Source organism: Bradyrhizobium sp. LTSP885 (assembly GCF_000938305.1).
Classification (GTDB): domain Bacteria; phylum Pseudomonadota; class Alphaproteobacteria; order Rhizobiales; family Xanthobacteraceae; genus Bradyrhizobium.
Map to the genome: position 1 here is coordinate 244,150 of NZ_JYMT01000018.1, position 12,672 is coordinate 256,821.

At 63.7% G+C, this 12,672-nt stretch carries 13 protein-coding genes; 3 read left to right on the top strand and 10 right to left on the bottom strand.

Going from position 1 to position 12,672, the window contains the following annotated elements:
- The first annotated feature begins 154 nt into the window (after positions 1-154).
- Entirely contained in the window at positions 155-928 is a 774-nt protein-coding gene (locus UP09_RS12310) for a ferredoxin--NADP reductase (protein ID WP_044538424.1), read from the top strand.
- Positions 929-1,044: 116 nt separating this feature from the next.
- Here the strand turns inward: UP09_RS12310 and soxA are convergent, their stop codons facing one another.
- The 9 genes from soxA to UP09_RS12355 form a co-directional block, all read right to left on the bottom strand.
- Positions 1,045-1,818 carry a sulfur oxidation c-type cytochrome SoxA gene (gene soxA / locus UP09_RS12315; RefSeq protein ID WP_044538425.1) on the bottom strand — a complete coding sequence of 258 codons (774 nt, stop codon included), beginning with the start codon at positions 1,816-1,818 and terminating at the stop codon, positions 1,045-1,047.
- Positions 1,815-2,135 carry a thiosulfate oxidation carrier complex protein SoxZ gene (gene soxZ, locus UP09_RS12320; RefSeq protein ID WP_044538426.1) on the bottom strand — a complete coding sequence of 107 codons (321 nt, stop codon included), beginning with the start codon at positions 2,133-2,135 and terminating at the stop codon, positions 1,815-1,817. Before soxZ ends, soxA begins: the two co-directional genes overlap by 4 nt.
- A complete protein-coding gene (locus UP09_RS12325) occupies positions 2,135-2,614 on the bottom strand; it encodes a SoxY-related AACIE arm protein (RefSeq protein WP_044538427.1) in 480 nt (159 codons plus the stop codon). The genes soxZ and UP09_RS12325 overlap by 1 nt, the downstream gene beginning before the upstream one ends.
- 9 nt (positions 2,615-2,623) lie before the next feature.
- The gene (gene soxX, locus UP09_RS12330; protein ID WP_502689043.1) at positions 2,624-3,073 is read right to left on the bottom strand and encodes a sulfur oxidation c-type cytochrome SoxX; all 450 of its coding nucleotides are present in this window, start codon (positions 3,071-3,073) and stop codon (positions 2,624-2,626) included.
- Complete coding sequence (locus UP09_RS12335; RefSeq protein ID WP_044538428.1) at positions 3,066-4,337, bottom strand: FAD-dependent oxidoreductase; 1,272 nt, start codon at positions 4,335-4,337, stop codon at positions 3,066-3,068. The genes soxX and UP09_RS12335 overlap by 8 nt, the downstream gene beginning before the upstream one ends.
- A gap of 58 nt (positions 4,338-4,395) precedes the next feature.
- On the bottom strand, positions 4,396-6,582 hold the full coding sequence (locus UP09_RS12340) for a xanthine dehydrogenase family protein molybdopterin-binding subunit (RefSeq protein WP_044538510.1): 2,187 nt from the start codon (positions 6,580-6,582) through the stop codon (positions 4,396-4,398).
- A 10-nt stretch (positions 6,583-6,592) separates the two neighbouring features.
- Positions 6,593-7,042, bottom strand: coding sequence for a (2Fe-2S)-binding protein (locus tag UP09_RS12345; RefSeq protein ID WP_044538429.1), 450 nt, complete (start codon positions 7,040-7,042; stop codon positions 6,593-6,595).
- Between the two features lie 154 nt (positions 7,043-7,196).
- Positions 7,197-8,597, bottom strand: a complete 1,401-nt coding sequence (locus UP09_RS12350; protein ID WP_044538430.1) for an MFS transporter — start codon at positions 8,595-8,597, stop codon at positions 7,197-7,199.
- Positions 8,598-8,702: 105 nt separating this feature from the next.
- A complete protein-coding gene (locus UP09_RS12355; RefSeq protein WP_245301911.1) occupies positions 8,703-9,398 on the bottom strand; it encodes a TetR/AcrR family transcriptional regulator in 696 nt (231 codons plus the stop codon).
- Between UP09_RS12355 and UP09_RS12360 the strand changes: the two genes are divergently transcribed.
- Entirely contained in the window at positions 9,391-9,753 is a 363-nt protein-coding gene (locus UP09_RS12360) for a darcynin family protein (RefSeq protein ID WP_044538432.1), read from the top strand. The genes UP09_RS12355 and UP09_RS12360 overlap by 8 nt on opposite strands.
- Positions 9,754-9,912: 159 nt before the next feature.
- Here UP09_RS12360 and UP09_RS12365 read toward each other — a convergent pair whose 3' ends face one another.
- On the bottom strand, positions 9,913-10,701 hold the full coding sequence (locus UP09_RS12365) for an IclR family transcriptional regulator (RefSeq protein WP_044538433.1): 789 nt from the start codon (positions 10,699-10,701) through the stop codon (positions 9,913-9,915).
- A gap of 123 nt (positions 10,702-10,824) precedes the next feature.
- Between UP09_RS12365 and UP09_RS12370 the strand changes: the two genes are divergently transcribed.
- On the top strand, positions 10,825-12,645 hold the full coding sequence (locus UP09_RS12370; protein ID WP_082070114.1) for a flavin-containing monooxygenase: 1,821 nt from the start codon (positions 10,825-10,827) through the stop codon (positions 12,643-12,645).
- The last annotated feature ends 27 nt before the right edge of the window (positions 12,646-12,672 follow it).

Below are 12,672 nucleotides of genomic sequence, written 5' to 3' on the forward strand. Positions count from 1 at the left end.
TTCCGTTCACTGAATTGCCGGTGAATTTGAGCCCGGCTTGACTTTTCGATCAAGCCGGATTATTCGTTTGTATACGAATGATCGTATACAAACGATCGAGCCGGTCAACGGGCTTCAAACCCTTACTGCTCCAGCAAAATCAGGGATTGGTGTGATGAGCAATTTCAACCAGGAAAGCGTTCTGAGCGTTCACCACTGGACCGACACGCTGTTCTCCTTCACCACCACCCGCAATCCCACGTTCCGCTTCCGCAACGGCGAATTCACCATGATCGGCCTCAAGGTCGGCGAGAAGCCGCTGCTGCGGGCCTACAGCGTCGCCAGCGCGAACTACGAGGACACGCTCGAGTTCTTCTCGATCAAGGTGCCGGATGGCCCGCTCACCTCGCGCCTCCAGCACCTCAAGGAAGGCGACGAGATCATCGTCAGCCGCAAGGCGACCGGCACGCTCGTGATCGACAACCTCGAGGACGGCCGCAACCTCTATCTGGTCGGCACCGGCACGGGCCTCGCTCCGTTCCTCAGCGTGATCAAGGATCCCGAGACCTATGATCGCTTCGAGAAGGTCGTGCTGCTGCACGGCTGCCGCAAGGTCAAGGAGCTCGCCTATGGCGAGATGATCACCGAGAAGCTGCCGAACGACGAAATGATCGGCGAACTGGTGCGGGACCAGCTGATTTACTATCCGACCGTGACGCGCGACCCCTTCCGCAACCGCGGTCGCATCACCGATCTCATCACCTCGGGCAAGCTGTTCACCGATATCGGCCTGCCGGCGCTCGATGCCGCGCATGATCGCGTCATGATCTGCGGCTCGCCGTCGCTGGTCGCCGACACCCGTACGCTGCTCAACGGCCGCGGCTTCGTCGAGGGCAACCATGGCGAGCCCGCACAGTTTGTGGTCGAGAAGGCGTTCGCCGAGCGTTGACCTTCGCACTGATCTCCAGCCCCGTCATTGCGAAGTAGCGACGAAGCAATCCATCTTCCGGTACAGCCGGGAGCGATGGATTGCTTCGCTTCGCTCGTGAACAGAGCGGTGTGTGCTCAAGGCCTGACCGCGGGCGTCTCGATCGCCATTCCTCGCGCCCGCGACATCAGATAGAGTTCGAGCGCGACCAGCTCGGGCGAGCCGTAGTCATAGGGCTGCGCGCGGATGCCAGTGATGCAGGCGCGCAGCCGCCGCTGCAATGATCCGAGCGACTGCCATTCCAGCCGATAGAGCGGATAGCCGGTCGGGTGCGCTTGCGTGATCGCGGACCCCGCGAGCTTCTTGTCCCAATTATCGTCGTGGCAATTGGCGCAGCCAAGATTGAGCTGGCCCTGCCGCTGCATGAACAGCTCGCGACCTTGTTCGACGAACGGCGCGATCTCCGGATCATCGCCGGTCTCGATCGGCATGCCCCGCGATTGCCGCGCAACGTAGGCGGCCAGCGCGAGCAGTTCGTGGCTTTCATAGGCGAGCGGCGTCGCCTGCTGGTGATTGGTGCGGCAGAGATTGATGCGCTGCTCCAGATCGACCGGCTTTCCGAAGGCCTTCTCGAACGCTGGATAGTGTGCCGCGACGCCCTTCATGCTGACGCGCGCGTCGGTGTGGCAGTCGGCACAGGCCTTGTCCGCGACACCGGCCTTGCGCCTCCACAGGGCTTCGCCGTCGAGCACCCAGAGCATGCCGGGATTGGCGGTGTCCTCATCCTGCATCGCCCTGGTGTCCGGGCTCATGAAGCTGGTGCCGGAGCGGCGTTCAGACTGCGGGATATCGGCTGCGAGCGCAGTGCCCGCGATCGCAGTGAGGATCGCAATGCAGCCGATGATCTTCATTCGACCAATATCGACGCCGACGCAGTTTCCGAGAATCCCCTGTCGCCGATCCATTCGAATTCGAACTTGCCGCTTTCGGTCACCGTCGTGAAGAAGGTGATGAACGGATTGGCGGCTATTGCCGGATAGAGATCGGCGCGAAAGATCTCCGTGCCGTTGTAGCGGCACGTGAAGCTCGTGATGATGTCACGCGGCACCACCTCGCCAGAAGCGATGTGGCGATAGCCGGTTTCCATGATGTGCGACATCAATGTCTTGATCTCGATGACGTCGCCGCGCTTGGCCCTGGCCGGCACGTTGATGAGAGCGGAGGGCATCAGATCGCCTCCTCGGTACAGGCCGCCAGCGTCACCACGACATCGGCGGTTACCGACCAGAACGTGTCGTCGGAGAGCCGCGCGATGGCTGTCACCTTCTGGCTGTCGGCAAGCCGGATGCGGGTCGACACCTGGGCGCGCCCGGCGCCCGGCCTGAGATAGAAATTGCCGATGTTCGGCTGCGGGTTCTTCTCGTTGAAGACATGGATGCTCTTCACGTAGTTATCAGCCGTCATCGGGCTATCGACGCTGACCGTCATTGGCACGGTGTTGCCGTTCTCGACCAGCGGCGGGATGTCGAGCTTGACCTTGCCAGTCCGCACATTGGCTTCGCCGACGATGTTGCGGATCGCCGAAGACAGCATGGCCGGCGTCGCGTCGGCGGTTCGTACGGTCACGATCGGAACCAAACCGGATGCGGCTGCGCCGCCGGCTAGGCCCAGAAACGTTCGGCGCGTGGTGTGATCCGAATCCGTCATCGTGATTCCTTAGTTACGCAGGGTCGCCAGATACGCCACGATGTCCTCGATCTGCTCCGCCGACAGGATCGGCCTGCCGCGCCACGAGGTGCCGACGCGGGTGAGCCCGTCGACACGATAATAGGACGGCATGATCGTCGCGGCGTTGAGGCGCGAGGCGTCGACTAGCCGCAAACGCAACTGTCCTTCCGACCAGCGACCGCCGCTGCCGGCGAGGCTCGGCGCCAGATCGCCCTGAAACGCCTGCTCCGGAAATGGGCCGCTATGGCAGAGGATGCAAGTGCTGGAGCGCTCGACGATCAATGCGCGGCCGCGCGTCACGTCACCCTTTGTTCCCGTCAGCGTATCTGGAATCGCATCACCCGCTACGGCGTAGGGACGCAGCCCCTCTGCGCCAGCCGGCCAGCAAGCCACGAACAACGCAGCAGCGAACAACGCGATGAACAAGGGTCTAGCCAAAGGCGTCCCCCGTGATGGTCTTGAACCACTCCAATGCCTGCTCCGCCTCGCGTTGCCGCACTTCGCGCGATGCCTCGACCGGGCTCGTGGTCACCTCGCTCTCGGCATACTGGTCCTGCTTCGGCTGGTAGATGCCCTTCAGCGAGAACGCATATCCCGGGGCCACCGTATTGTAGCAGGCGCCGTCGAGCCGCGGCGTGTCCGGCGCCTTTCCGGCCAGCGCATTGACGATCGCCGCCGCGCAGGCCTTGCCTTGCGCGCTCGCGGCGGACGCGGATTTCGGAATGCCGCCGGCAATGCAGGCATCGCCGATGACATAAACGTTCGGCACGAGCTTCGAGGCAAAGCTGACCGGATCGATCGGGCACCAGCCGGTGTGGTCGGCGGCGCCGGCAATCTCGGCGATGCGGCCGGCCTTTTGTGGCGGGATCACGTTGGCAACGGCGGCGGTGTAATTGCCGAAGTCGGTGACGATCTCGTTCGTTGCCGGATTGACCGAGGTCACCCTGCCGCCCTGCGACAGCGCGACCCGCTCGATCATGCCGGGATAGAGTTCTTTCCAGGCATTTTCGAACAGTTTTTGCTGCGAGTAGGTGTCCTTGGCGTCGAGCACCAGGACCTTCGAGCGGGGCTTCCGCGCTTTCAGATAGTGCGCGATCAGGCTGGCGCGTTCATAGGGCGCGGGCGGGCAACGCAGCGGCGCGGCGGGGACCGCGATCACGACGAGGCCACCATCATCCATGGCTTCGAGCTGCCTGCGCAGCAGCATCGTCTGCTCGCCTGCCTTCCAGGCATGCGGCATCTGTGCGGATGCCGCCTCGTCATATCCGGGCAGGGCGTCGAATCGCAGCTCGATGCCGGGTGCGAGGACCAGCCGGTCGTAGGACAGCGTTGTGTCGTCGCCGAAGCCGATCGTGCGTGCCTGTGCGTCGACTCTTTTGGCGGCCTGCGCGACAACGACAATGCCGTCGGCCGCGACCTTGTCGTAGGTGAATGTCTGTTGAGGGAGCTCGCGCAAGCCCGCGATCACCTCGTTGCTGAGCGGGCAGGCGGTGAACGTCGTGTTTGGCTCGATCAGCGTGACCTGAAGCGTGGCGTCGAGCCGCCGCAGCGCCCGCGCGCAAGCGGCGCCGCCGAAGCCGCCGCCGATCACAGCGACGCGCGCCGCCGATTGCGCAAACGCCGGACATGCCAGCGTTGCCGCGGCGACGACAGCGGCTCCGCGGACGACATCCCTGCGCGTCAGACGACGCGTGACGGCCATGCAGGACAATCCGGAAAGAGGGGAGCGGCGGCCGATCGGGCCGCCGCCAATTATTGGATCAGGCGAAGGTGATGTTCTGGTTACGCAGCGGGAATGTCCTGATACGCTTGCCGGTCGCCGCGAAATAGGCGTTCAATACCGCCGGCGCCGCAACGCCGATGGTCGGTTCGCCGACGCCGCCCCAGAACCCGCCGCTCGGCGCCATCACCGATTCGACCTTCGGCATCTCGTTGATGCGCATCGAGTTGTAGGTGTCGAAATTGGTCTGCTCGATGCGGCCGTCCTTCACGGTGCAGCCGCCGTAGAACAGCGCGCTCAGGCCATAGACGAAGGAGCCCGCGATCTGCCGCTCGACCTGCGCCGGATTGACGACATAGCCGGGATCGGTGGACGCGACGATGCGATGCACCTTGATCTTGCTGCCGTCGGTCACCGAGATCTCGGCGGCGCCGGCGACGTAGCTGCCATAGCCCATCACCTGCGCGATGCCGCGATAGACGCCCTGTGGCGCCGGCGTGCCCCAGCCGATCTTCTCGGCCACGGCGTTGAGAACGGCGAGGTGCTTCGGATGCGTGCCCATCAGCTTGCGGCGGAATTCGAGCGGGTCCTGGCCTGCGGCCTGGGCCAGCTCATCCATGAAGCATTCGAGATAGATCGCGTTGTGATTGACGTTGACGCCGCGCCAGAAGCCCGGCGGGACGTGCGGGTTGCGCATCGCATGCTCAACCAACAGGTTTGGCACCGTATAGCCGATCGCCGCCTCGCCGGATTGCGCGACGCCCTGGAACGCTGCCGGATCCATGCCGTTCTGCAACGCTTCCGGGCGCACCGAGAACAGGATCGATTGTCCCGACAGCCGGTAGTGCAGCCCGACCAGATTGTTGTCGGCATCGAACGCGCCGGTCAATTTGCATTGCGTGATCGGGTGATACTTGCCGTGCTGCATGTCCTCTTCGCGCGACCACAACAGTTTGATCGGGGTACCCGGCATCTGCTTGGCGATCGCGACCGCCTGGCGGACATAGTCGGTCATGCCGCGCCGGCCGAAGCCGCCGCCGAGCATCATTTTGTGCACGTCGACTTTCTCCGGCGGCAGGCCGGAGGCCTCCAGCGCCGCTGCGTAGGCCGCCTCGCCATTCTGGGTGCCGCACCACACCTCGCATTTGTCAGCTGTGTAGAGCGCGGTGGCGTTCATCGGCTCCATCGTGGCGTGGTTCTGGTAGGGGTAGCTGTAGACCGCCTCGACTTTCTTTGCTGCGCTGGCAATCGCAGCTTTCACGTCGCCGTTCTGCTGGCCGACATAGGCCGGCTGCGCATTGTCGAGACCTTCGGCCAGCCACTTCGCAATCGTCTCGCTGGAGACTTTTGCGTTGTCGCCTTCGTCCCAGACGATCGGCAAGGCGTCGAGCGCTGTCTTGGCGTGCCACCAGGTGTCGGCGACGACGGCGACCGCGCTGTCGCCGACCCGCACTACCTTCTTGACGCCCTTCATGCTGGCGATCTTGGCTTCGTCAAAACTCTTCAGCTTGCCGCCGAACACCGGACAATCCTTGATCGCGGCGTTGAGCATGCCCGGCAGCTTGACGTCGATGCCGTAGACCATCTTGCCAGTGGTCTTGTCTGACGTGTCGAGCCGCTTCAGGCCCTTGCCCGCGATGGTCCAGTCCTTCGGGTCCTTCAGCTTGACGTCAGTCGGCGGCTCGAGCTTGCCTGCGGCTTCTGCGACCTTGCCGTAGGTGGTGGTCTTGCCGGACGGCATGTGGGTGATGACGCTGCTCGACGCCTTGCATTCCGAGACCGGCACCTTCCAGTCGTTGGCGGCGGCCTGGATCAGCATCATGCGGGCCGCCGCGCCGCCCTTGCGGACATAGTCCTGCGAGGTGCGGATGCCGCGGCTGCCGCCGGTGGAGAAATCGCCCCAGACGCGCTTGCGGGCGACGCTCTGGCCGGGCGTCGGGAATTCGGTCGTGACCTTCGACCAGTCGCATTCCAGCTCCTCGGCGACGAGCTGGGCGAGGCCGGTGAGCGTGCCCTGGCCCATCTCGGAGCGGGCAATGCGGATCACCACGGTATCGTCGGGCCGGATCACGACCCAGCAATTGACCTCGGGCGAGCCGTCGGCGGCGCGCACCACGGATGGCCCGCCGAAGGGAAGATCGAGGCCGAGCGCGAGACCGGCACCGGCGGTGGTTGCGCCGATGACGAAGGCGCGGCGATTGAGCTTTGGCATGATGTGCTGATTCATGGCTGCCTCCTTATGCGCTTGCGGCAGCATGGATCGCCTCGCGCACCTGCTGGAAGGTGCCGCAGCGACAGATATTGGTGATGGCGTCGTCGATGTCCTGATCGGTCGGCTTGGGGTTCTCCTTCAGGAGCGCCGCGACCGCCATGATCATGCCGCTCTGACAGTAGCCGCATTGCGGGACGTCATTGGCGATCCAGGCCAGCTGCACCTTGTGCAGGGCGTTGTTGACGCCGAGGCCTTCGATGGTGGTGATCGCCTTGCCCGCGGCTTCGCTGACCGTGACGCCGCAGGAGCGCATTGCGACGCCGTCGATATGCACGGTGCAGGCGCCGCATTGTGCGATGCCGCAACCGTATTTGGTCCCCGTCAGTCCGACATTCTCACGAATCGCCCACAGCAGGGGCGTGTCGTCCTCGACGTCTACGTTGATTGTCTTGCCGTTGATATTGAGGTTTGCCATCGCTTTCCCCTGATTGGTCCAATCCTCCGATTGAACTTCAGCGCGATGTTGGCCTTGAAACTGGAACGGTTCAAATCAAGAAAACGCGTTTGCAGCGCGGAAAAGAAAATTGATGGCGCGGTGTTTGGTCGTGGCCGCGAACATTACCTGTCTGTCATGTTTTCTGCGGCGAACCGACAGCCAGGCGCAGAAAGCTCATGACGCTGCCGAGTGCCGCAAAGCCTGCGCCGAGCGCGAGCGCGACGGTCGCGCCCTCGCGGCCGGCCAGCGCAAAGCACAGCGCGGCAAGCGCAGCGCCGGTGGTCTGCCCGGTGAGCCGCGCGGTTGCGACGATGCCACTGGCGCTACCGCTGCGGTGGGGCGGGGCGCTCGACATGATCGCCTTCATGTTGGGGGTCTGGAAGAAGCCGAATCCGAAGCCGCAGATCATCGTGCGCCAGACGATGTTGGCGACGCTGGGCTCGGTCGGCAGGGTCGCCAGCAGCACCATGCCCAGACCAAGCAACACCATGCCGATGCCGCCGAGGATGCCGGCGGGATAGCGGTCGGAGAGGCGTCCGCCGATTGGCGCCATGAAGGCGACCACCAGCGGCCAGGGCGTCATGAAGAAGCCGGTCTCGACCTGCGAGCGATGCAATATGTCCTCGAAGTAGAACGGCAAGGACACGAAGGCGAGGCCCTGCACAGCAAATGAGCAGACTGCGGTGGCCGCTGACAGCGCGAAGATCGGCCGGCGGAACAGATCGATCGGCAGCATCGGCGCGGGATGATCGGCGTGCCGTCGCGTGAGGATCCAGCCAAACAGCAACGCGCCGACGAGTTCGGCGATGACAAGCGCGGGTGCGGCCTTGTGCGCGGCGCTGCCGATGCCGATGATGAACAGGCCAAGGCAGGCGGAGGCGAGCGCCGCCCCGGTGAAATCGAAAGCGTGGGTGGCGCGCGGCGTCGCCGGCAGCGTCTTCAGGCCGATCACGAGCGCGATCAGGCCGAACGGAATATTGACCGCGAACAGCCAGGGCCATGGCCCGAAGGCCAGGATGCCGGACGCGATCGTCGGCCCCAGCGTGAAGGCGGTCGCGACCACGAGCGCATTGTGGCCAAAACCGCGGCCGAGCATCCGGCTCGGATAGACGAAGCGCACCAGCGCGGTGTTGACGCTCATCAGGCCGCTGGCGCCCAGTCCCTGCAGGGTGCGCGCCACAAGCAGGCTTGGCAGTGACCACGCCAGGGCGCAGCCAATTGACGCCAATGTGAACAGCAGGAGACCGCACAGATAGATGCGCTGGTGGCCGACGATTTCACCGAGCGCGCCGAGCGGCAGCAGCGTCGCGACCAGGGCAATCTGGTAGACGTTGACGACCCATACCACTTCGGCCGGGCTGACATGGAGATCATTGGCGATCGCCGGCAGGGCGATGTTGGCAATCGCGGTATCGAGCGAGGCCATCGCCAGCGCCGTGAAGATCGCGGCCACCGCCCAGCGCCGGGTCTCCCACGGCAATCCGTCGGTGACGGGCGCCGCAACTGCGCCTGATGTCGGGGTCTTTTCGAGCATGCCTCAGATATCTCCAAGATCGGCATGTACTACGCTGGCCTCCCGTTCCACAGTTGTTTCGCTGCATGATGCGTATGCGATGCGGCCTTGCCAGAAGCCGTCCCGTCACGGTCGATGCAGATATCCCTCGATGGCGCGCAGCACCCGGCGGCTGGCGGCAGCCCGCGACAGGTCCTTCTGAAGCGCATGATCGACCATGGCGCGGGAGATCACGATCACGTCCTCGATCGCATCGCCATCGACGGGTTTGCCGATCTCGCTTCGGTGTCTCTCCAGCAGGGCACGGACCAACGCCTTCAGCTCTCCGGACGCCGATGAATCTGACGACGTCGGCCGCAGGCGATCTTCCTCGGTCTCCAGGATGCGGTTCAGTCCCGCCCGCGCGGCGTGCACCTCGATCTGGGCGCGAACGAGGAGCTTGAGTGCCGCCGTCAGGCTCTTTCCCTCGGATGCCGCGAACGCATCCCGCACCTTCTCCAATAGCTCGTCTTCGAATCTGGCGATCAGGGCCAACGTCAGCGCGTCCTTGTTGGGGAAGTACTGGTAGACCGAGCCGACGCTGATCCCGCCACGCTCGGCGACAGCGTTGGTGTTGTAACCCTCCAGCCCGCGCGCCTCCAAAACGCGAGCCGCCGCTTCCAGGATGACCGCCACCGTCTCCCGCGAACGGTGCTGAAGCGGCTGTTTCCGGGCCTTTACGCGCCGTTTCGCCGGCATGAAATTCACTCCTGAAACGCGAGTTGTGGAATACGAGCAATTACTCACATTATGGACGCGAAAGGAGAACTGATCAATGACCACATCGCAATCGACAATTTCCGCCGTCCTCCCTGAACATGAGGATGATCCCCACACGTTCCACATCTTCGTCATGGTCAAGACCACGCGGCATTGGCTCGATCTGAAGACCGAGCAGCGCCGCGCCTTCCTGGACGAGGAAATCATCCCGTTGCTCCGGCGGCGCCCCGAACTCCGGATACGCTGGTTCGAACCGGAGGCTTTCTCGACCAGGGCGACCGACGTGATGATTTGCGAAACCCGCGACCTGACGGCCTGGGCCTGGTTCTGCGATCACCTTCGTGACACCCGGTTCTGGGACCACTATTTCGAGGTGCTCGACATCATGCCGGCGCTCGAAGGCAATTACCTGGCGTAGGGAATCCGTTCGACGCCAGCACGGCTTTATCCGCCGTCATTGCGAGGAGCGAAACGACGAAGCAATCCATGCGTCCGCGAATGCGGAAAGATGGATTGCTTCGCTTCGCTCGCAATGACGTGGATAGGCTCTTGCTGCGTTAATACACCGCCGCTTTTCTTACCCCTCCGCCACCAGCGCGCGGATGCTGCGGGCGAGTCCGAGGATGCGCGGGCCGCATTCGCGCTCGATCTGTTCGGCGCTGAAGCGGAATGAGGGAACGCCGCAATTGACCGCCAGGCATTCGCCTGATGGCGTCCGGTAGAGCGGCGCGGCGACGCCGAAGATTTCGCGCCGCCACTCGCCGAGCGAGACGGCGAAGCCGCGCTCCTTGCACAGCTCGATATCAGGCAGCGTGCGCCTCTCGACGTAATCGAACTCGTCCGGGCGCTCAGCTTTGACGCGCGCCACATAGGCGTCGAGCTCGTCCCCAGTGAACAGCGACAACAGCGCGCGTCCGACCGCGGTCGGCGCCAGCGTGCTGACGAAGCCGACGTCAGGCACATGCGGCGCCGCATCGGTGGTGCGCAGCGTCTCGACATAGATGAAGTCGAGCCCGAACGGCATTGCGATCGATACCGTGCCGCCGGCATAGGTCGCGAAGTCGCGCATCAGAGGACGCGCGAGCTGGCGGACTTTGAGGGACGACAACACCGGATAGGCCGCGGCGAGCACGCCGAGCCCGAGTACGAATCGGCCCTTTGGGTCGCGCCCGAGGTAACCGAGCTGCTCGAGCGTGTAGGTCAGCCGCGACACCGTCGGCCTTGAGAGGCCGGTATGCTGGGCGAGTTCGGCATTCGACAGCGCGCCGGGGTGCCTCCTGAAGGCCGCCAGTACATCGAGCCCATGCGCCAGAGTGGTCGCAAAGGACGGATCGGTTTGCGGTTCGGCCGTAATCAGCGACGTCATGCAAAATAATGGTCTCAGATGGCCATTTTTGTCAATATACCGAAATGAATTTGCCAATTGTGTCGATATGGGGTTATTTGCGCTGGAACGCACCCAAAAGCCCGATGAGTGAGGCGCTTGCTGATGACCATGACTGACCGGCCCCAGGACGCAAAACCCTCTGCAATCGACAAGGAGCGCCTGCGTCAAAAATATCTGGAGGAGCGCAACAAGCGGCTGCGCGCTGACGGTAACGACCAGTATCTCCAGATCAAGGGACAGCTGGCGCACTATCTCGACGATCCCTACACGCCGGTCACCCCGCGTGCGCCGAAGACCGACCACGTCACCTTCGCCTTCATCGGCGGTGGCTTTGCCGGGCTTGCCACCGCGGCGCGGCTGACCGAGGCCGGCATCAAGGACGTCCGTATCATCGAGAAGGGCGGCGATTTCGGCGGCACCTGGTACTGGAACCGGTATCCCGGCGCGCAATGCGACACGGCGTCGATGGTCTACATGCCGCTCTTGGAAGAGACCGGCCACATGCCGTCGGAGAAATACGCGCACGCGCCTGAAATCCTCGCGCACTGCCAGCGGATCGGCAGACATTTCGGCCTCACCGACAACGCGCTGTTTCACACCGAGGTGGTGAGCCTCGACTGGGACGAGGCCCATTCGCGCTGGACGATCCGCACCACCAGGGGCGACGCCTTTACCGCGCAATATGTCGGCATCGGCACCGGTCCGCTGCATGTACCGAAGCTTCCCGGCATTCCCGGCATCGAGAACTTTAAGGGGCATTCGTTCCACACCAGCCGCTGGGATTACGACTACACCGGCGGTAATCCCCAGGGCGCGCTGCTGGAGAAGCTCGCCGACAAGCGCGTCGGCATCATCGGGACAGGTGCAACCTCCGTGCAGTGCGTGCCGCACCTCGCGCGCGCCTGCAAGGAGCTCTACGTGTTCCAGCGCACGCCATCGTCGGTCGACGTGCGCGGCAATGCTCCGATTGATCCAAAATGGTTCGCGGATATTGCTACGCCCGGTTGGCAACTGCGCTGGCTGGAAAATTTCACTGCAAATCAGGCCGGCGGCTCCGCGGAAGAGGATCTGGTGCAGGATGGCTGGACCGATTTGTCGAAGCGGATCCGTGCCAAGGTCATGCTGCTGCCGCGCGAGCAACGGACCGTGCAGAACATGCGGGCCGCTTTCGAGGATTCCGACTTCGAAAAGATGGAGGAAATCCGCAACCGGATCGACACGATCGTCCGCGATCGCGAGACGGCTGCGAATCTCAAGGCCTGGTACGGCCAGCTCTGCAAGCGGCCGTGCTTCCATGACGCCTATTTGCAGGCGTTCAATACGCCCGGCACCCATCTGGTCGATACCGACGGCAAGGGGGTCGATGAGATCACCGAGAACGGGATCGTTGTCGCAGGCAAGGAGTACGAACTCGATTGCATCATCTATGCGTCCGGCTTCGAGGTCGGCACGGAATACAAGCGCCGCGCGGGCTTCGACCTGACGGGTCGGGATGGCGTCAAGCTGTCGGAGTATTGGGCACAGGGCATGCGCACCAAGCACGGCATCCACGTCCACGGCTTTCCAAACGCGTTCTTCGTGCAGCCGACGCAGGGCGCCAATCTCATTTCCAACGTGCCGCACAATTTGACCGAGGCGGCGAGGACGATCGCACAAATGGTGAGCCACGCGCAGGCGAACGGCTTTGCGCAGATCGAAGTTAGCAAGGAAGCCGAAGATCGCTGGATCGAGCTGCTGCTGACGAGCGTTGGCCGGATGATCGGCGGGCCGGACTGCACGCCCGGCTACTATAACAACGAAGGGCACGAGCCCGGCCCGGCCGCCAAGCTTAACGTCGGCTATCCGGCCGGTGCCTTGGCCTACTTCAAATATATCGACGAGTGGCGCCGCAGCGGGCAGTTCGAAGGTGTGCAGTTTCGCTGAGTGAAGCGCGACCAATAACAATGCGAG